Source organism: Pseudomonas sp. ARP3 (genome assembly GCF_001029595.1).
GTDB lineage: Bacteria > Pseudomonadota > Gammaproteobacteria > Pseudomonadales > Pseudomonadaceae > Aquipseudomonas > Aquipseudomonas rhodesiae.
The window spans coordinates 1-18,087 of the sequence record NZ_LEKF01000010.1 but is presented as its reverse complement, the minus strand read 5'-3'; the positions used below and the strand labels follow the sequence as shown (position 1 = coordinate 18,087).

16 protein-coding genes and 2 pseudogenes are annotated in these 18,087 nt (G+C 61.6%); 9 read left to right on the top strand and 9 right to left on the bottom strand.

Going from position 1 to position 18,087, the window contains the following annotated elements:
• From ABX75_RS13335 to ABX75_RS13325, 3 genes are all read right to left on the bottom strand, one after another.
• The gene (locus tag ABX75_RS13335) at window positions 1-780 is read right to left on the bottom strand and encodes an SDR family NAD(P)-dependent oxidoreductase (protein WP_034114587.1); all 780 of its coding nucleotides are present in this window, start codon (window positions 778-780) and stop codon (window positions 1-3) included.
• Window positions 781-835: 55 nt separating this feature from the next.
• The gene (locus ABX75_RS13330) at window positions 836-1,201 is read right to left on the bottom strand and encodes a hypothetical protein (RefSeq protein WP_034136833.1); all 366 of its coding nucleotides are present in this window, start codon (window positions 1,199-1,201) and stop codon (window positions 836-838) included.
• A 114-nt stretch (window positions 1,202-1,315) separates the two neighbouring features.
• On the bottom strand, window positions 1,316-2,110 hold the full coding sequence (locus tag ABX75_RS13325; protein ID WP_047882074.1) for a hypothetical protein: 795 nt from the start codon (window positions 2,108-2,110) through the stop codon (window positions 1,316-1,318).
• A 285-nt stretch (window positions 2,111-2,395) separates the two neighbouring features.
• Here ABX75_RS13325 and ABX75_RS13320 point away from each other — a divergent pair, with 285 nt between their 5' ends.
• The 5 genes and pseudogenes from ABX75_RS13320 to ABX75_RS13300 all read left to right on the top strand — a co-directional run bounded on the left by ABX75_RS13320 (window position 2,396) and on the right by ABX75_RS13300 (window position 5,522).
• Entirely contained in the window at window positions 2,396-3,622 is a 1,227-nt protein-coding gene (locus ABX75_RS13320) for an MFS transporter (RefSeq protein ID WP_047882073.1), read from the top strand.
• 162 nt (window positions 3,623-3,784) lie between these two features.
• Window positions 3,785-4,216, top strand: a complete 432-nt coding sequence (locus ABX75_RS13315; RefSeq protein WP_034099251.1) for a YeeE/YedE family protein — start codon at window positions 3,785-3,787, stop codon at window positions 4,214-4,216.
• Window positions 4,217-4,218: 2 nt separating this feature from the next.
• The gene (locus ABX75_RS13310; RefSeq protein ID WP_047882072.1) at window positions 4,219-4,638 is read left to right on the top strand and encodes a YeeE/YedE family protein; all 420 of its coding nucleotides are present in this window, start codon (window positions 4,219-4,221) and stop codon (window positions 4,636-4,638) included.
• Between the two features lie 88 nt (window positions 4,639-4,726).
• Window positions 4,727-5,065: pseudogene (locus ABX75_RS13305) on the top strand (S8 family serine peptidase); the annotation flags it as partial.
• Between the two features lie 76 nt (window positions 5,066-5,141).
• The gene (locus ABX75_RS13300) at window positions 5,142-5,522 is read left to right on the top strand and encodes a cupin domain-containing protein (RefSeq protein ID WP_040268914.1); all 381 of its coding nucleotides are present in this window, start codon (window positions 5,142-5,144) and stop codon (window positions 5,520-5,522) included.
• A 36-nt stretch (window positions 5,523-5,558) separates the two neighbouring features.
• Here ABX75_RS13300 and ABX75_RS13295 read toward each other — a convergent pair whose 3' ends face one another.
• Complete coding sequence (locus ABX75_RS13295) at window positions 5,559-6,185, bottom strand: glutathione S-transferase family protein (protein ID WP_034099258.1); 627 nt, start codon at window positions 6,183-6,185, stop codon at window positions 5,559-5,561.
• Window positions 6,186-6,307: 122 nt separating this feature from the next.
• Window positions 6,308-8,047, bottom strand: coding sequence for an OPT family oligopeptide transporter (locus ABX75_RS13290; RefSeq protein WP_047882070.1), 1,740 nt, complete (start codon window positions 8,045-8,047; stop codon window positions 6,308-6,310).
• A 531-nt stretch (window positions 8,048-8,578) separates the two neighbouring features.
• Here ABX75_RS13290 and ABX75_RS13285 point away from each other — a divergent pair.
• On the top strand, window positions 8,579-9,037 hold the full coding sequence (locus ABX75_RS13285; protein ID WP_047882069.1) for a transposase: 459 nt from the start codon (window positions 8,579-8,581) through the stop codon (window positions 9,035-9,037).
• A 307-nt stretch (window positions 9,038-9,344) separates the two neighbouring features.
• Here ABX75_RS13285 and ABX75_RS30000 read toward each other — a convergent pair whose 3' ends face one another.
• The 3 genes from ABX75_RS30000 to ABX75_RS13270 form a co-directional block, all read right to left on the bottom strand.
• On the bottom strand, window positions 9,345-10,037 hold the full coding sequence (locus ABX75_RS30000; RefSeq protein ID WP_371263991.1) for a methyl-accepting chemotaxis protein: 693 nt from the start codon (window positions 10,035-10,037) through the stop codon (window positions 9,345-9,347).
• A 1,696-nt stretch (window positions 10,038-11,733) separates the two neighbouring features.
• On the bottom strand, window positions 11,734-12,429 hold the full coding sequence (locus ABX75_RS13275; protein WP_034099265.1) for a tRNA (adenine(22)-N(1))-methyltransferase TrmK: 696 nt from the start codon (window positions 12,427-12,429) through the stop codon (window positions 11,734-11,736).
• A gap of 30 nt (window positions 12,430-12,459) precedes the next feature.
• Window positions 12,460-13,170, bottom strand: coding sequence for a FadR/GntR family transcriptional regulator (locus ABX75_RS13270; protein ID WP_034114601.1), 711 nt, complete (start codon window positions 13,168-13,170; stop codon window positions 12,460-12,462).
• Between the two features lie 324 nt (window positions 13,171-13,494).
• Here ABX75_RS13270 and ABX75_RS13265 point away from each other — a divergent pair, with 324 nt between their 5' ends.
• Complete coding sequence (locus ABX75_RS13265; RefSeq protein ID WP_034099268.1) at window positions 13,495-14,853, top strand: MFS transporter; 1,359 nt, start codon at window positions 13,495-13,497, stop codon at window positions 14,851-14,853.
• A gap of 19 nt (window positions 14,854-14,872) precedes the next feature.
• Window positions 14,873-16,198 carry a glucarate dehydratase gene (gene gudD / locus ABX75_RS13260; RefSeq protein WP_034099269.1) on the top strand — a complete coding sequence of 442 codons (1,326 nt, stop codon included), beginning with the start codon at window positions 14,873-14,875 and terminating at the stop codon, window positions 16,196-16,198.
• 306 nt (window positions 16,199-16,504) lie between these two features.
• On the opposite strand, the gene msrA is transcribed toward gudD, so the two are convergent.
• Window positions 16,505-17,011 carry a peptide-methionine (S)-S-oxide reductase MsrA gene (gene msrA / locus ABX75_RS13255; RefSeq protein WP_034114605.1) on the bottom strand — a complete coding sequence of 169 codons (507 nt, stop codon included), beginning with the start codon at window positions 17,009-17,011 and terminating at the stop codon, window positions 16,505-16,507.
• A 95-nt stretch (window positions 17,012-17,106) separates the two neighbouring features.
• Here msrA and ABX75_RS28420 point away from each other — a divergent pair.
• Window positions 17,107-17,241 (top strand): annotated as a pseudogene (locus ABX75_RS28420) (3-oxoacyl-ACP reductase); the annotation flags it as partial.
• Window positions 17,242-18,087: the final 846 nt, after the last annotated feature.

Sequence of the window (18,087 nt, the reverse complement as noted above, 5' to 3'; positions counted from 1 at the left end):
TCAACGCGGGCCTTTGTTCTCCGACAGGCAGTTGCCGCCGTCGATCACCAGCAGTTCGCCGGTGATGTAGCTGGCCTCCGGCGACGCCAGAAACACCACCGCTGCCGCGACCTCATCCGGCCTGCCGGCACGCCCCACGGGCACATACTGAGCGGCGGCGATTTCTTCGGCGGTGCTGGACTGCGTCGCGATCCACCCCGGCGCCACCGAGTTCACGGTGATGCCAAAGGGCGCGACTTCCAACGCCAGGCTCATGTTCATACCCACCATGCCGGCTTTGGCCGCCGCATACGCCGCCTCGCCAGGGTTGCTGACCCGGGTGCCGGTGGTGGAGCTGACCTGTACAATGCGCCCGTAACGACGCTGCTGCATCCCCGGCAGGACCGCGCGAGTCAGCAGAAACGCCGTGGTCAGGTTGCGCGCGATTGACGCATTCCAAGCATCGAGGCTCATGCTGGCCACCTCAGCGAAAGCTTCGGCGTCGCCCTGCATCGCCATGCCCGCGTTGTTCACCAGCACATCGATTCGACCCCAGCACGACTCAGCCCACGCCACCAATTGCGCGACCTGATCGGCTTGGGTGAGGTCCGCCGCACGCCCTTGCACCTCGTAACCCTCCTCGCTCAATTGCGCGACGCGCTCGTGGATGCGGGCACTGCTGCCGGTGATGATCAGCTTTGCCCCCGCCGCTCCCAGCCGCCGCGCAATTGCCAGGCCAATCCCCTGCTCACTGCCAGCGCCACTCACCAGCGCGACCTGGCCCTTCCAGTCGTTCACCATTGCACAGCTCCTCGCGGTTACCTGGACAGACTGCTTGCGCCCTCCATGGCGCCGGTCACTCCACCTCGTCCGACGGCGCGCCGTACGCCTCCCCAATCTCAACCCGGTCGGCCTTGAGCCAACCGGTGTAGTCCTCGCCATCCTTGGCGACGAAATTCACTTGCACCCAAGTCTGGTCTTCCAGCATGGCGTAGACCGTCAGGCCGTCACCGGGGATCACGAACAGCTTCTTGTTGGCACAAGCCTCATCCGGCGCGGTATGAAAATGCGCGCGCCCGGTGCCGATAACCTTGCCCTGCACCGCAGGATGAAATTCAGGCGCCGTGCCGGAGATTTTTTCCGCCAGGGCGGAGCAGTCGACAGCGGCCTGAGACAGACCGCTGAACAAGCACAGGCATAACAGGCTGGAACGCAGAAGCATGGGGCGAATTCCGAAGGAGTTGATGGCGCAGGACAATGAAGCCAGAACCTATTGGATAATTCAGGACCATGCCAGCGTTATCTCAGAAATCTAATCCCCCGGCGCGAAGCGAAGTTAAATCACCGTCTGGGCTCGCCGGGCTTCTGCGCGCTCGGGATACATCAGGTCCTCAATTTCTTGATACGTACGCTGAATGCCAGACACCGGCGCATCGGCCTCCATCTTGCGTACCTGGGCGGTGAACTTCATCCCTTCAGCGGAGTTGAAATCGAAGTTGGCAGGCATGTCTCTAATGAGGTATTCGGGCATGGTTTTCCACAAAACCAAATACGCCGCGGCAGGCGCCAACGCTTGCGAGACGAGGCCCTTGCGCACGAGATTACTGGCCAAGTTGTCGAATACCTCTTGCGGGGTGCTAGAAGCAAATGGCTTCAGTTTAATGCCCGCAAAATGAGTGGGGCTTGTGGGGTTGGCTGACGCTTCGGAGGAGCTGCCTTTCTCCAACAGACTGAAGGCCCCCGCCGCCGTGAGGTCAAAACTCGTCGGAGATTGATCACCGCCAAGCTGGCTCTTGAGCTTTTCTCCCAGTTTTTTGCCCAGCTCCTTGCCCAAAGGCGTATGGAGCAGCGCGCCCAGGCGAGCACTGGGGACGTTTGCCACTGAGTTCCAATCAGAATCACTGATTTGAAGACGCATTTGTTCAAGCGTGGGCAGGGGATTGAAGTTGTTCAAAATAGAACCATGGATGGCCGATTGCTTGGCGGTCTCGTACAGCCCCCCCTCTAGCGCAACAGAGGAATTAAGATCGTCGAAGAGCCGCGACGCGGCCGTCGAGTCGTCAACCCCTGGAGTGACGTAACTGGCCTGGGAGGTAGAGGATGTCGTTGGCGTGCTGTTAACCGTAGTCATGTGTTGGGACTCACTGTATTGACGGGAAAAATACAAACCGCTTCTTTCGAAGCGTCCCTTTGTAGTGGAGCAGCAACTGCGTACGTTCCGCCTTGATGTTTGCGAAACATTTACGCGTTATCGCTTTAAAGCGCTTCGTTGAGCAGCGCGCATTAATTGCAGTGATGATCACTATCGAACCACCGACCTGTTTAATCGCCAGACCGGCTTCCTATAATCGCCTCCACTTTCCTCCCCGCGTCCCCGTCGACTGACTTCAGTCGGCCCTCTCCCGGAACCCAACTTATGCCAAGCGCCAGCCAGGCCCCTCGTGGCCTTCCCGAACATAATCAGCAAAGCGTCAAACAACAGTGGTTGGCGATTCTGTCGGTCGCCGTGGGCGCCTTCGCCCTGGTTACCAGCGAATTTCTGCCGGTGGGGGTGCTCAATGACGTCGCCAGCGACTTAGGCATCAGCGCCGGCCACGCCGGGCTGATGGTGACGCTGCCCGGCATCATGGCCGCGCTGGCAGCGCCGTTGCTGTCGGTGAGTATCGGCGCGATGGACCGGCGCTATCTGCTGATCGGCCTGACGCTGATCATGATCATCGCCAACGCCGTCGTGGCCTATGCCAGCGACTTCAGCTTGTTGCTGTTCGGTCGTGTGTTACTGGGCATCAGCATCGGCGGCTTCTGGGCCACGGCCATTGCGCTGAGCGGGCGCCTGGCGCCCAAAGGGGTCGGCGTGGCGCAGGCGACTTCGATCATCATGGTCGGCATAACCCTGGCCACCGTGCTGGGCGTGCCCGTCGGGACCTGGCTGAGCGGCCTGATGGGCTGGCGCATGACGTTTCTGGTTACCGCGTTGGTGGGCGTGCCGGTGCTGCTGGCGCAGATCTTCCTGCTGCCCCGGCTCACCCCGGAGAAAGCCATTCGCATCAGTGATCTACCTGCGCTGTTCATCAACCCACAGGCCCGAGTCGGCTTGATTGCCGTGCTGCTGATCGGCCTGGCGCACTTTGCCGCTTACACCTATGTGGCGCCGTTCTTCAAGCACAGTTCCGGCTTCGACGGGCCGACCATTGGCTCGCTGTTATTGCTGTATGGCGTGGCAGGCGTGATGGGCAATATCTTCGCCGGCTTCGCCGCCAACCGCAGCGTGCGCCACACTTTGTTGCTGGTGGCGCTGATGATCGGCACCAGCACCGCGCTGTTTCCGTACTTCGCCACCGGCTTGACCGGCGCCGCCATGCTGATCGCTCTGTGGGGCTTCGCCTTCGGCGCCTTTCCGGCCTGCGCGAGTATCTGGATGTTCGTCGTCGCCCCCAAGGACGTGGAGCGCGGCATGCCGCTGTTCGTCGCCTTGTTCCAGGTGATCATCGCCCTGGGCTCGTTCTTTGGTGGGCGCATCGTTGATCAGATGGGCAGCTCGGTGCTGCTCAGTATGGCTACGGGGCTGGTGGTGTTGGGCTTCGCCACGGTGCTGGTGTTGGGGCGCAGGGTCAGTAATGGGTTGGTGGCGCAGGCTTGCTGAACCGTCGGCACTGCGCTTGAGGCAGGGGGGCTGATGCGCCGTCATCGTGAAGGTCCCCTCTGCTGGCGACGTCTCAAGGATGCGACCGAAAGCCAGCTTTCACAGGCTCAAGCATCCAAACTATGCTAGCGGTACATCACCCTCCCCCACTGGTCCTACCCCATGACCCTCTCCCCAGATTTCACCCCTTGGTCCTCCCTGCTCGGCGGTGCCCTTATTGGGTTATCGGCCGGGCTGTTCATTCTGTTTAACGGCCGCATCGCCGGTATCAGCGGGTTGTTGGGCGGCCTGCTGTCACGCCATGGCGAGGGCCGTGGCGAGAAAGCGCTGTTCTTGACCGGCCTGCTGGTTTCTCCGTGGCTGTGGTCGCTGTTCGGTGAACTGCCGGCTTCGTCGTTTCCGGTCGGCGGTTTTGGGTTGGTGGTGGCAGGGTTGATGGTGGGGATCGGGACGCGCTATGGCGCCGGTTGTACCAGCGGGCATGGGATCTGCGGGCTGTCGCGATTGTCGCCACGTTCGATGGTGGCAGTGGGGTGTTTTATGGGCAGTGGCTTTGTCGGGGTCTATGTGATCCGCCATTGGCTGGGGGTTTGAACATGCGTCGACTGACGGCGTTACTGACTGGCCTGATCTTCGGCCTGGGACTGTACCTGAGCGGCATGACCAATCCCGCCAAAGTCATGGGGTTTCTGGATCTCGCAGGCGAATGGGACCCTTCGCTGGCATGGGTGATGGGCGGTGCGCTGATGGTCAGCGGCGTGCTGTTCTACTTCGCCCGACGGCGCAACATGTCGTTGCTGGGCGCGCCGATGCAGATGCCCACGCAGACCCGCATCGACAAACGCCTGGTGCTGGGCAGCCTGCTGTTCGGCATGGGCTGGGCGATTGCCGGCTTGTGCCCCGGGCCGGCGATAGCGCTGGTGCTGACGGGGCAGTGGCAGGTGCTGGTGTTCGTACTCGCCATGCTGGTGGGCATGGGGGTATTCGAAGGGCTTGAATCGCGCCGGCGGCGTTGACTCGTCCGCCGCGCTTCAATCCTTGGCCTGTGACAACGGCCTGGCCACGCTTTCCAATGCGTGCCGTTGCGGCGCCACGCCCCAGATCGCCTGCACCAGCGCCTCGACGCCGGGGGCCGACGAACAAGGCACCGTGCATTGCGGCACCTCGTACGCGACGCCAATGGTGGCCGGCCTCGCGGCGGCGATGCTGTCGATTAACCCGCAGTTGCAGCCCGAGCAACTGCGCATGCTGCTGCGCCGTAGCGCCATGACCATCGGTGATCAGCATGATTTCGAACGCAGCGACGCCCAAGACCTCACCGCGCCAATCCTGCCCTCGGAGCGCAACTACCAGCTTGACGACAAAGACGTAGGACGCTCGGCCCGCCTGGACATGCAAAAGGCCCTGGACCTGGCGGTGCAGAGCCGCACGCGGGTGCGCTGACGCGCACAATCGTGCAAGCCCGTGTGGCCGTCGCGTCGATAGTCTGGTCATCCTATAAATGATCAGAGGCTTCGTGATGGCTCAGTCAAACCCCACCGCACAACCGATCAACCTCGCCCACAAAGCTTCGCTTATCCCTGAACAGTGGAGCCCCAGGGTCGTTGCGCAAATGAACGACTACCAGTTCAAAGTGGTGCGCATTGAAGGTGAGTTCATCTGGCATGCCCACCCGGAAACCGACGAAGCGTTTCTGGTACTGGAAGGCACCTTGCGCATCGATCTGCCGGACGGGCCGGTGTATGTGGCGCCAGGTGAGCTGTATGTGGTACCGCGTGGCATGCAGCACCGCACGGCTGCGGAGGGCGAAGCCCGGTTGCTGATGATCGAGCCGCGTGGCGTGTTGAACACCGGGCATGAAGGCGGCGATCGCACGGCGACGAATGATGTGTGGATCTGAACATTCCTCGCCGACAATGCCGCCTGCATCACACGGTCATTTGGCGAACGCGTACTCGCCACCCTGCTCCACCGCTTTGCGGTAGGCCGGGCGCGCTTGCAGGCGTTGCAGCCACGCCGCCAGATGCGGGTAAGCCTGCAATTTGCCTTGGGCTTGGGCGATTTCGCCGATAAAACTCATCTGGATATCCGCGCCGCTGATGGCTTCACCCACCAGGTACGGGGTGCGCGCCAGCACGTCGTTGAGGTAGCCCAGGTAGTTGGCCAGTTCCGATTCGATACGCGGATGCAACGGCGCGCCGGCCTCGCCCAGGCGGCCGACATACAGGTTGAGCATCAACGGCAGCATCGCCGAGCCTTCGGCGAAATGCAGCCATTGCACGTATTCGTCATAGGTGGCGCTGGCCGGATCGGGCTGCAAGCGGCCCTGGCCGTGGCGGCGGATCAGGTAGTCAACGATGGCGCCGGACTCGATCACCACATGGGGGCCGTCCTCGATCACCGGGGACTTGCCCAGTGGGTGGACCGCTTTGAGTTCAGGCGGCGCGAGGTTGGTCTTGGAGTCGCGCTGGTAACGCTTGATCTCGTAGGGCAGGCCCAGTTCTTCCAGTAGCCACAGGATGCGCTGGGAGCGCGAGTTGTTCAGATGGTGGACAGTGATCATACAAACTCCGCGGGCGACAGTAGGTGTGTAGCAACAGACTACGCCAACGCGGCCGAGTGCCGTGCATTAACCAACCGCGTGAGTGTGGCGAGCGGCTCGGTGCAGGCCGAGCCGTATCGACCTCAGCCGTTGACCATCGCCCACAGCGAAGCGCCGACCCCGGTGATACTCTCCCCGGCGATCAACCCCGCCGCAGCGGTGATTGCAAAGCGCTCGGTGAGGCTCGGCCAACGGCAACTCACCAGCCAGGTCAGCACGGCGCCGAGGGCCATCATCAGCGAGACCGACGCCGGCAGTACGAATGCCAGGCCCAACGCAGCGGCACTGGGCAGGTAACGCGCACGGTGCGCGGGCAAGGTGCTGTCCAGAATGCCGAGCAGTACCCCGATCACGCCGCCCAACCCAATCGCCCAGCGGATACTGATCGACAACGAGTCAAGCCCATGGGTCAGGGTTTGCGCCACGGCTTTCCAGGTGGCGACGGCCGGAGCAGGCCACTGCTCGGTCAACAACATGGCTTGTGGGTCGGGGATCAGCGCCAGGTAAGCGAATACGCCGACGATGCTGCCGATAAAAATCCCCAGGATTTGCGCGATCACCTGTTTATGCGGTGTGGCGCCAATCGCCTTGCCCACCTTGAAATCATTCATCAGGTCGGTGCACTGCCCGGCTGAACCGCCTGCGGTGTTAGCGCTCATCAGGTTGATCGGCACCTGGCCCGGCGCGACGATGCCAAAACTCAGCTGGGACAACTGCCCGATGGCGCCAATCGGCGGAATACCAGTGGCGCCCACCACGCGCGCGGCCACCGCGGCCAGGCAGATCGCCAACGGAATGGTCAGCAGCGCCATCCACAGGTTGATGCCGAACAACAGCGCCTGCAGGCTGACCACCAAGGCAATCGCCAGCACGAATCCAGCGGCCGGACCGGGCTTGGGCACACGCCAAGCCTGCGCCCCGGTAGAGCGGCTGGAAGCATATAGCGCCCACAACCGAATGGCCAGAGACGCCAAGGTCGAACACACCATCAGGCTCACGCCCGGCCACAACAGCCATTCCACCAGCGCGGCAAACTGCGGGCCGGTGCTGCCGGCGGGCACGATCACCAAGCCTTCGGCCAGCAGCCATGGCGCAAGCCCACCCCAGGCGAGCACGGCGCCGAGCAACAGGGTCAGGCCGACGCGGATGCCGATGATGCCGCCAAACCCCACCAGCAACAGCGACGGGTCGGCACTGAAGGTCAGGCGCTCCAAGTGGGCGCTCGGCGACCAGCGCGGCAGGGTCCATAGAAACGTGTCCACCCATTTGACCAGCCCGGACAGCAACGCAGCGCCCAGCAGCACTTTAAAGCGCGTCGCGGCTTCGCGGCCATGGTTGTAGATGTGCAGCAGGGTTTCCAGGGTGGCCATGCCTTCGGGAAATTTCAGCGCGTTGTCATTGAGCAACGAGGGCCGCAGGTACCAGGCGATCCAGATCCCCAGAAAACTCACCGAGAACACCCAGGCGATCATCGGCAACGCGTCCAACTGGTTGCCGGTCAGCAAGGTATAGGCCGGAATCGGCGCCACCAGCCCGCCGGAGATGATCGACGCGGCGGCCGAGGCGACGGTCTGGTTGATATTGCTTTCATGCAACGTCCACGGCAGCGCCTGGGACGAACGCCGGGCCAGGCCTTGCCAGATCGCGTAGCCGACCAGCAGGGCAATGATCGACATATTGAACGACCAGCCGATCTTCAGCCCGGCGTAGACATTGGAAGGCGTGAGCAGGATACCGAGCAGCGTACCGGTGACGACGGCGCGCAGGCTCAGCTCGCGTTTGATAGGGCCGTGCTCAGGGAGCGCTGGCGGGGTGGAAGGCATGCGGAGTCCTTTCAGCAAAAAAGAGCGACCCAACAAGTGAGCCCCCTCAGACTCGAAGGTTCCTGAAACGACACCCGAACCTCTGTTTGTGCTGAGAGGACTTGCTGCTATGAACAGCCTTGTTGGTTGAGAGAGCTTGATGGCGTGAGCGGACTTTAGGCTTTCTGTGGTGAGCGGGCTTGCCCCGCGCTGGGCTGCGAAGCGGCCCCAAAACCAGCGACGCGGTTTGTCTGGGTGACCGTGGTGGTCTTATGAGGGGCTGCTTCGCAGCCCAGCGCGGGGCAAGCCCGCTCACCACAAAAGACCCGCTCACCACAAAAAAGTCCCTTCACCACAAGAGCCCCGTTCACCACAAAAAGCCCCGTTCACCATAACGAGTCTGATCAACAGAAAGGGCATCGCTGCTTACGGTCAGCTTGCCGGGCTGCAGGCGAGCAAGTCTGGATACATCTGGTCATCAACTGACAGATGCTCGTCACTCATCTCGGGCTAGCGTTAAAGCTCTTCAGAACAGTCATATAGAGCAACGCAATGCGCTTCCCCCCTCAATCCCATCGCCTGCGTCACGGTCGCTATTCCGACCATGGACGTAGCTACCTAGTGACCTTCGTTGTGAACCACCGTCGCCGTTTGTTCACTAACCTCTATCTGGGTCGGCTGCTGGTTGCCGAGCTGCGGCAGGCGCATGAACTGGGCCTAGTTGATTCTTTGGCCTGGGTCGTGATGCCAGACCATGTGCATTGGCTATTTGAGTTGAAGCAACGGAATTTGCCCGATGTGATAAGGCGCGTGAAGTCACGAAGTACGCTGACCATCAACCGACGCCGCCAAAGCAAGGAGCGGGTTTGGCAGCCCGGTTATCACGACAGGGCGGTGCGTGCGCAGGACGATTTGTGCAAGATGGCTCGTTACATCATTGCCAATCCCCTGCGGGCCGGCCTGGTGGAGCGGGTTGGAGATTTTTCGTTATGGGACGCCGCCTGGCTCTGATGTCTCAGCGGGCTTTGGAACATCTGGGAGGGTGTACGTCCATGCGTTTTATTTGTGGCGAGCGCGTCTTCTGTGGTGAGCGGGCTTGCCCCGCGCTGGGCTGCGAAGCAGCCCCTCTTACACACGCCGCGTTGATTCAGGTACACCGCGTTGCCGGTCTTGGGGCCGCTTCGCAGCCCAGCGCGGGGCAAGCCCGCTCACTACAATGCGTTCGCGGGTCTCAGCCTGCATCCTGGGTGGGTGATCACGCCGTACCGGTCTGGCCTAAAACGTGGGAGTGGCGCGCAATCTCCGTCAGGTGCTTGTCTCAATCCAGGCGGAACCGCGCCGTGTTATCGCTCAGCGCCTGGCTGCCCTTGCTCAGGGTGTCCGCCGCGCGGTTCACAGCGCGGGCGCCGTCGAGCAAGCGCCCGGCGGCCTGGTCGACTTGTTGAATATTGCCGCTGACTTCATCCGCCGTGGTCGCTTGTTCCTCTACCGCCGTGGCGATTTGCGCCAAGGTGTCGGTGACGTTCTGCACCGCGCCGGCGATCTCGCCCAATCGCACGCCCAGCCCGGTGACCGATTCGGCATCGCTCAGTGCTTGTTCGCACGCGGCGCCCATCAGGGTGACGGCCTGGGTCACGGTGGCGCGCAGGCTGTCTACCGTGCCGGCGATCTGCGCGGTGGATGCTTGAGTGCGTTGGGACAGGCTGCGCACTTCATCGGCCACCACCGCAAAGCCGCGCCCTTGCTCACCGGCGCGCGCCGCTTCAATGGCGGCGTTGAGCGCCAGCAGGTTGGTCTGCTCGGCGATACCGCGGATGGTGTCGACCACCGATTGAATCTGCTGGCCCTGATCGCTGACTTGCTGCAAGGCGGCGGCGGTGTCGGTCAGGCGTTGGTTGAGCTGCTGGATGCTGGCCGTGGTGCGTTCGCTGTCGCGGCTGCTGTCCTCGGCGATGCGCCGGGTTTGCTGGGCGCTGCCGGAGGCCTGTTCGCAACTTCTGGCGACCCCCATGGAGGTAGCGGCCAGCTGCGTGGCGGCGGCGGCGATCTGGCTGATCTGATGTTGCTGGTCTTCGACTTCACTGAGGGTGCTACCCGATTGGGTGTTGAGGGTGATCACCGCCGAGCCGAGCTGCTGGGTTTCGTGATTGACGCCCAACAGGCTAGTGCGCAGTTGCATCACCGCCACGTTCAATGCCGTGCTGATCGCCGCCAATTCGTCACGCCCCTGCACCGCCACTTCCACGCACAGATTGCCGTCGCGCAGGGACTCGGCCAGGGTCGTGATGCCACTGGCGCTACGCCGGATAGAAGCTTGCAAGCTCATAAACAGGTACAGCGCCGCCAAGGCCAGCAAGCCGAATGTCGCCGCCACCGGGATAAATTGCTGCAGTGAGCGATCGTGGTAATACGCCAGGCGCGCGTCCAGGGAATTGAGCGACTGGTTGCGCAGTGCGCCGAGGCTGCTCAGCATGGCGTCGACACTGCGCTCGAAAGCAGCGGTGTCGAGTTTGATCGTGCCGCCGAACACGCCGTCGTCTAGCACTTTGAGTTCGTTGTCCAGCACCTGCAGGCTGTTGTCGTACTGCGCGGTCCACGGCTCCATACCCGCGTAAGGCTTGGCCTTGAGCGATACGGCGGCCTTGATCAGTTGATCCCGCGCATCACCGATGCGGCTGCGCAGGTCACGCATCTGCAAGCGGCTCTGCAAAGTGAACTGCCCCGACGCGATGGACGACTGGCCGATGCCCGCCATGCGGCCGATGCGCTCGATCAGGTCGGGCGTCTGCTGCGTGGCGATTTGCATCGTCAGGTAGGTTTCCAACCAGGGGTCGAGGATCAGGCCGGTATCCAGCGCGATCTGCTCGCGCAATGCCTGCATGGCACCGAGCGCCGACGTGAAGCGGTCGTAGCCATCCGGCCACCAACCCACGGCGCGCAGGGATTGGCTGTCCAGGCCCTTGACCGCGCCTTGCAAGGTGTCGAAGCGTGCCTGAATGTCCGCGCTGACGTTCTGCGCCTTGAGTGTTTCACCCAAGGTTTGCAGGCTTTGTTGGATCGGTGCGTAGTTGGCATCCAAGGCGGCCATGGCAGCCTTCGCAGCGGGTGTGGGCTCGCGCAGCAGATCCACGGCCTTCCAGCGCGCAGCCAGGTTGCGCTGGGCGGTCAATTGCGCGTCCAGGCTATCGAGCGCCAACAACTGGCTGACACCGGAACGCTCGCTGGAAATCACACTTAATTTGTCCCGGTAGTCCTGACCGATCATCCACAGGCTACCCGCCAAGGGCAGCATGAACAGCAAAAACAGCAGTTGGAATTTGCGCGCGAAACCAAACTGTCCGAGCAGGCGGATACCGGGTGATAACAAACTGTGCATGTCCGACTACTCCCTCAAACCACCCAGGCGGTGCAGCGCTGGGGGAAACCTTGAAATGACTAACGGCAAAACGCCATGTCATTGATTATTCTGGGACTAGCAAGATACGGGCCGTTGAGCCACAGCCCCGAAACAGGGCAGGCGATGTGCAAAAACGCGCCGTAGCGTGCTCGAAAATGGGGCGAAAGCACTCAGTCCTGGCAGTGACGGTGTCACCGCCGGGGACGACAAGCACGGGGATGTTCGGACAAGCACACGCTTCAACCATCCGCCGTCATAGGCAGGCTATCGGCTGCCTACCGCGCAAACTTGAAGACGCGATGAGGTGTGCTTAACCCAGCAGCTCACGGATCCATTGCACCTGCCGGGCGATGTGTTGTTGCTTGCCGTGTAGAGCGCCCTGCTCCGACTGTTCAAGGCCTGCCAGCACCTTTTGCTTCAGACGCAACGCCCGCTGCCACTTGGCCAAAAACACCGGGCTGCGTGCCTGCATCTGCAGTGGGCCGAAGTACAGTTGTTCGGCGCTGTAGGCCACCGGCCCGGCGCGTTCGGCGACGATGATTTCGTAGTAGAAGCGGTTTTCGTGCACCAGCTCTTCGTTGAGGATCGTGTAAGCGTTATCCATCAACCAATGGCGCAGCGGTGCCTCGCCGCCATTGGGTTGCAGAATCAGGCGCTCGCGGCCGCTCAAGCGCGCCTTGCCGCCGTCCAGGATGTCGCGAATCGTCTCGCCGCCCATGCCGCACAGGCTGATCGCGGTAATGCCGTCGTCGGGCTCGATGGCCGCAAGGCCGTTGGCCTGGCGCACGCTGATGTGCGCTTGCAGGTCGTTATCGCGCACGGTGCGCTGGGCCGCGTGGAACGGCGTGCTCGCCAGCTCCCCCGCAACCGCCGCGCTGATCGCGCCACGACGTAACAAGGCTACCGGCAGGTATGCGTGGTCCGAGCCGATATCGGCCAGGCGCGCGCCCGACGGCACGTTCGCCGCCACGCGTTCCAGGCGCATGGATAAAGTGTGTTCGTTCAATTGAGGGTCCTATGGGCGCGTTCGAGCGTCTTACTCGCCGGAAAACCGGTCCCGGCTATTGGTCAGGTGCAGCACCATGGCTGCGCGGGCCGCGTCCGCATCCTGACGCTTGATCGCGTTAAAAATCGCCTCATGCTCCAGGTGCGCCAACTGCCCCAGCTTTGCGAAGTCCGCACCACCGCGCTCGGCACCCTTGACCAAGCTGCGCGGAATCATAGCGCTGCCCAGGTGCTGCATGATCTCGGTGAAGAAGGTATTGCCGGTGGCTTCGGCAATCAGCTGGTGGAAGCGTTTGTCTTCTTCCACACAACTGTCGTTGTTGGCCAGGGACGCCTGATAGTCATCCAGGGCCTGGCGCATATGGGCCAGTTGCGCGTCGGAGCGTCGGCCCGCAGCCAACGCCACCGCCTGCACCTCCAGGCCCAGGCGCAGCTCCAGCATGTTGCGCACACTGGCTACCGTGTCCACATGCAGACGCAAGCCTTGCTGGGCGCGCGGCTCCAGCACAAAGGTGCCGATGCCGTGGCGCGTCTCCACCAGCCCGGACGCCTGCAACTTGGAAATGGCTTCGCGCACCACCGTGCGGCTCACGCCGTGTTCGAGAACGATGGTGGATTCGGACGGCAGTTTTTCACCGGGTTTCAACTGCCCCAACAGGATGCGCTGGGTCAGATCATCGACCACGCCTTGAGCCAGGTTGGTGGAGCGTTTGCGTGGGGTGGCTGGGGGTTGGATGGGCATTGCGACGGGTCCACGGGGTTGGGCTGGGGAGAAGCTTAACATTCTGCCTGTTCGGCGTGACACGAATCCGAAACCCTCTCACTTGTATGACAACACTACACATCAAGACCTATTAGGGTCCTTTGAGAGAGACTACACTCCGGGCTTAACAACCGCCAAAAAACCCAACGAAAGCTGATAAATAACCAAAATACTCACTGAATGGCGGGCTTTATAAGAACAAATCCCGAGCAGTGCATTGCGACCCCAAGAAAACTACTTGTATGATGTCTATCAACAAAACGCACAAACCCGCATAAAAATAATCAGGGGGAGTCTTGAATTGTGAACAATTCAAACCACGCAGCTGTTGCTTCAGAACGCAGTCCGGTCCTCGCGCGCGCCGTGAGCAAAGTGAAGGGCCATGTGCTCCCACTGTTCGTGATCATGTTCATCCTCAACTACATCGACCGGGTCAATATCGGCTTCGTGCGAACGCACATGGAGCATGACCTAGGCATCGGCGCGGCCGCCTATGGCTTTGGCGCCGGGCTGTTTTTCATGGGGTATGCCCTCTTCGAAGTGCCCTCCAATATGCTGCTGCAAAAGGTCGGCGCGCGTATCTGGCTGACCCGCATTATGTTCACCTGGGGCATCGTCGCCACGTTGATGGCGTTTATCCAGAACGAAACCCACTTCTACATTCTGCGTTTTCTGCTGGGAGTGGCCGAGGCTGGTTTCTTCCCAGGAGTGATCTACTACTTCACACGCTGGCTGCCGGGTGTGGAGCGCGGCAAAGCCATCGCGATTTTCCTCAGCGGCTCGGCGGTGGCCTCGCTGATCTCCGGCCCGCTGTCGGGTGCACTGCTGCAGATCGAAGGGTTTGGCCTGCACGGTTGGCAGTGGATGTTCGCCATCGAAGGCCTGGCCTCGGTGGCCATCGGGTTCTTCGTGTGGTTCTGGCTCGATTCCAAGCCCCACGACGCCAAATGGATGACCCGCGAAGAACAGGACGCACTGGTGGACGCCATCGACCAGGAACAGCGCGAGCGCGAGGCACTGACCAGCGTCAAGCCGACCCTCGGCCAACTGCTCAAAGACCGCCAGATTCTGTTGTTCTGCGCGCTGTACTTCTGCATCCAACTGACCATTTACGCCGCAACCTTCTGGCTGCCGAGCATCATCAAGAAGATGGGCGACCTCAGCGATGTGCAGGTGGGTTTCTTTAACTCGATCCCGTGGCTGATCTCGATCATCGCCATGTATGCCTTCGCCTCGCTGTCGGGCAAGTTCAAATTCCAGCAGGCCTGGGTCGCGGCGGCGCTGTTGATTGCGGCGGCGGGCATGTTCATGTCCACCACCGGCGGGCCGATCTTCGCCTTTGTGGCGATCTGCTTCGCGGCGATTGGTTTCAAGTCGGCGTCTTCGCTGTTCTGGCCGATCCCCCAGGGCTATCTGGATGTGCGCATCGCCGCGGCGGTGATCGCGCTGATCAACTCCATCGGCAACCTGGGCGGCTTTGTTGCGCCAACCACGTTTGGGTTCCTGGAGCAGACCACCGGCTCGATCCAAGGCGGCCTCTACGGCCTGGCCGGCACCTCGGTACTGGCGGCGATCCTGGTGTTCTTCGCCAAGACCTCGCCCTCGTCCACCTTGACCGCGCCCGGCAGCGTGCCCAGCGCCGCCCTCAGCAAACCTCTTTAAGCTCAACCAGGAACCTGCCATGACTACGCCAATCGTCACTCACTTTCAGGTCATCCCCGTGGCCGGCCACGACAGCATGCTGCTCAACCTCAGCGGCGCCCATGGGCCATTTTTTACGCGCAATATCGTGATTCTCAAGGACAGCAGCGGCCACACTGGCGTCGGCGAAGTACCCGGCGGCGAACGCATCCGCGAAACCCTGGAAGACGCGCGCAGCCTGGTGATCGGCCAACCCATCGGCCAGTACCAGCGCATCCTCAACCGCATGCGCAGCACTTTTGCCTCGCGGGATGCCGCCGGGCGTGGCCTGCAGACCTTTGACCTGCGCATCACCATCCATGCGGTGACCGCCATGGAAGCCGCCTTGCTCGACTTGCTGGGGCAGTTTCTCGAAGTGCCGGTGGCCGCACTGCTCGGCGAAGGCCAGCAGCGCGATGCGGTGAAAATGCTGGGCTATCTGTTCTACGTCGGCGACCGTACGGCCACCGACCTGGCCTATCGCAACGAGGCCGACAGCGATGATGCGTGGTTCCGCCTGCGCCATGAAACCGCCCTGACCGCCGAGGCGGTAGTGCGCCTGGCCGAGGCGGCCCAGGCCAAATATGGCTTCAATGACTTCAAGCTCAAGGGCGGCGTGCTAAGCGGCGATGCCGAAATCGAAGCGGTCACCGCACTGGCCGAACGCTTCCCCGAGGCACGCATCACCCTCGACCCCAACGGCGCCTGGTCGCTGAAAGAAGCCATCCGCCTGTGCCGCGACCAGCACCACGTACTGGCTTATGCCGAAGACCCCTGCGGTGCCGAAAACGGTTACTCAGGCCGCGAAGTCATGGCCGAATTCCGCCGCGCCACCGGGCTCAAGACCGCCACCAACATGATCGCCACCGACTGGCGCGAGATGGGCCACGCGATCCAGCTGCAATCGGTGGACATCCCCCTGGCCGACCCGCACTTCTGGACGATGCAAGGCTCGGTGCGCGTGGCGCAGATGTGCCACGAGTGGGGCCTGACCTGGGGTTCGCACTCCAACAACCACTTCGATATTTCCCTGGCGATGTTCACCCAAGTGGCCGCCGCCGCACCGGGCGACATCACCGCTATCGACACCCACTGGATCTGGCAGGACGGCCAACGCCTGACCCGCGAGCCGCTGAAAATCGAAGGGGGTTATGTGAAGGTGCCGACCCGGCCCGGCCTGGGGGTAGACATCGACATGGACGCCGTGGCCCACGCCCATGAACTGTACAAAGGCATGGGCCTCGGCGCGCGGGATGACAGCGTGGCGATGCAGTTCCTGATTCCGGGGTGGCGGTTTGATAATAAGCAGCCTTGCCTGGTGCGCTGAAGCCTTCAGGTAAAGCGGATAAATGTGGAAGGGGCGGAGCGACGATTCGACTTGCTCCGATAGACACAGGTATCCACACAAGTCTTAAAGGCTGACGCATAACCCTGTGAGCGGGCTTGCTGTGGTGAACGGGCTCGCTGTGGTGAGCAGGCTTGCCCTGCGCTGGGCTGCGAAGCGGCCCCAAACCCAGGCACCTCGGAGTGTCAGATGAAACCACATTGCCTGGAGTGGGGCCGCTTCGCAGCCCAACGCAGGGCAAGCCTGCTCACCACGGAATTCACGGCCTCTCCCCAGCGCTACTCACGCTTAGCTCCGCTTGGGCAACGTCCAATTCGGCCGAATGAAGTGGCAGGTATACCCGTTGGGTATCCGCTCCAGGTAATCCTGATGCTCCGGCTCCGCCTCCCAGAACTCCCTTGCAGGCTCTATCTGCGTAACCACAGGCCCCGGCCATAGCTGGGAAGCATCCACGTCAGCCGCGGTGTCTTCGGCAATCTCCCGTTGCTGCTCGCTCAGGTAGTAAATCGCCGAACGATAGCTTGGCCCCAGATCATTGCCCTGCCGATTCGGCGTGCTGGGGTCATGGATCTGGAAAAAGAACTCAAGGATCTGTCGGTAGGAAATCACCGCCGGGTCAAACACGATTTCAATCGCTTCGGCATGGTTGCCATGGTTGCGGTAGGTGGCATTCGGCACATCGCCGCCGGTGTAGCCGACGCGCGTGCGCAGCACGCCGGGGTAGCGTCGCAGCAGGTCCTGCATGCCCCAGAAGCAGCCGCCGGCGAGGATGGCGGTTTCGGTTGGGTTGGTCATGGTGTGTCCTTGCGCTTGGTGGATATGGGGATAGTTATGGGGTGATATCGGGCAATACCAAGCTGGATTGCGGAAAAACGACCGCTGGGCCACCAATCGCCAGCCGTATCTCCCTGGGCCGCGTTGGTCTGCAGGATGATATAGGCGCTGCGGTTGCAGCGATCTTGTCCGATGACATGGCCTGGGCTAATGGGACGACGTTTGATATCTCGGGCGGGCAACTGTTGTAGCTTGGTTGTACGGGATCATTTTTGATCCCATCGGGGCAGAGGTATCTACACCTCCTGGGTGAAAACATCACCTGAGAGATGAGGTTCCTGTGATGAGCAGACTTGCTGTGCTCACCACAGATTTATTTTTCAGTCTTTGAGACTGATGTAGATACCTGGGCCTTTCGCGGTGAAGCCTGCGATGCGAGCCCGATTGGGCCCTTTCACCGGTAGTCGTTTCGGGCCAGACTCATGCGTATTCATAGCCGCAGTGGTAGCCACCATGATTTCCCATGTTTGTTTAGGCGTAGGTGATTTTGATCGGGCCTTTGTTTCTACTCAAAAATAATGGCCGACTTAGACCTCACTTTAAAATTCTGCGAAGCGAGTAAGCCGTGGGCCGGTTGGGTCTCAAAAACCTCATCTCGCCCCCTTTTCGTCATAGGAAAGCCATTTGACGGCAACGCATGCGAGCCCGGCAATGGAAATATGGTGGCGCTACTTGCACCCAATCGGGAGGCGGTAAGAAGAAGCCACGCAACCGCACTGGCCTTAGGCGGAACGTGTGAGGGCGCGCCTGGATTAAGGCCTCACTACCATCCCGACTATTACGGCGCGTACTTTCGAGACCCTGACGGTAACAAGCTTTGTGTCTGCTGCCACAGCCCAGCATAAGATTGGTCGGCGTTCATCAAGAGAGCTGCCGACGCTCAAGCAAAGTCGAGGGCATCAACCAATAGCTCGTGGACTTTACGTAGCCGAAAGACTTTAAAACGGCCCACGGGTTTTCTCATAGCCTTGACCTAGAGCTGCCGCCGTATGCATCCCCACCTACGACCCGCGTCCATCCGTCGCATCCCCCCACCC

Coding starts and splice junctions, on each gene's coding strand:
- ABX75_RS13335 (WP_034114587.1), bottom strand. CDS start 780: ATGGTGAACGACTGGAAGGGCCAGGTCGCGCTGGTGAGTGGCGCTGGC.
- ABX75_RS13330 (WP_034136833.1), bottom strand. CDS start 1,201: ATGCTTCTGCGTTCCAGCCTGTTATGCCTGTGCTTGTTCAGCGGTCTG.
- ABX75_RS13325 (WP_047882074.1), bottom strand. CDS start 2,110: ATGACTACGGTTAACAGCACGCCAACGACATCCTCTACCTCCCAGGCC.
- ABX75_RS13320 (WP_047882073.1), top strand. CDS start 2,396: ATGCCAAGCGCCAGCCAGGCCCCTCGTGGCCTTCCCGAACATAATCAG.
- ABX75_RS13315 (WP_034099251.1), top strand. CDS start 3,785: ATGACCCTCTCCCCAGATTTCACCCCTTGGTCCTCCCTGCTCGGCGGT.
- ABX75_RS13310 (WP_047882072.1), top strand. CDS start 4,219: ATGCGTCGACTGACGGCGTTACTGACTGGCCTGATCTTCGGCCTGGGA.
- ABX75_RS13300 (WP_040268914.1), top strand. CDS start 5,142: ATGGCTCAGTCAAACCCCACCGCACAACCGATCAACCTCGCCCACAAA.
- ABX75_RS13295 (WP_034099258.1), bottom strand. CDS start 6,185: ATGATCACTGTCCACCATCTGAACAACTCGCGCTCCCAGCGCATCCTG.
- ABX75_RS13290 (WP_047882070.1), bottom strand. CDS start 8,047: ATGCCTTCCACCCCGCCAGCGCTCCCTGAGCACGGCCCTATCAAACGC.
- ABX75_RS13285 (WP_047882069.1), top strand. CDS start 8,579: ATGCGCTTCCCCCCTCAATCCCATCGCCTGCGTCACGGTCGCTATTCC.
- ABX75_RS30000 (WP_371263991.1), bottom strand. CDS start 10,037: ATGGGGGTCGCCAGAAGTTGCGAACAGGCCTCCGGCAGCGCCCAGCAA.
- ABX75_RS13270 (WP_034114601.1), bottom strand. CDS start 13,170: ATGCCCATCCAACCCCCAGCCACCCCACGCAAACGCTCCACCAACCTG.
- gudD (WP_034099269.1), top strand. CDS start 14,873: ATGACTACGCCAATCGTCACTCACTTTCAGGTCATCCCCGTGGCCGGC.
- msrA (WP_034114605.1), bottom strand. CDS start 17,011: ATGACCAACCCAACCGAAACCGCCATCCTCGCCGGCGGCTGCTTCTGG.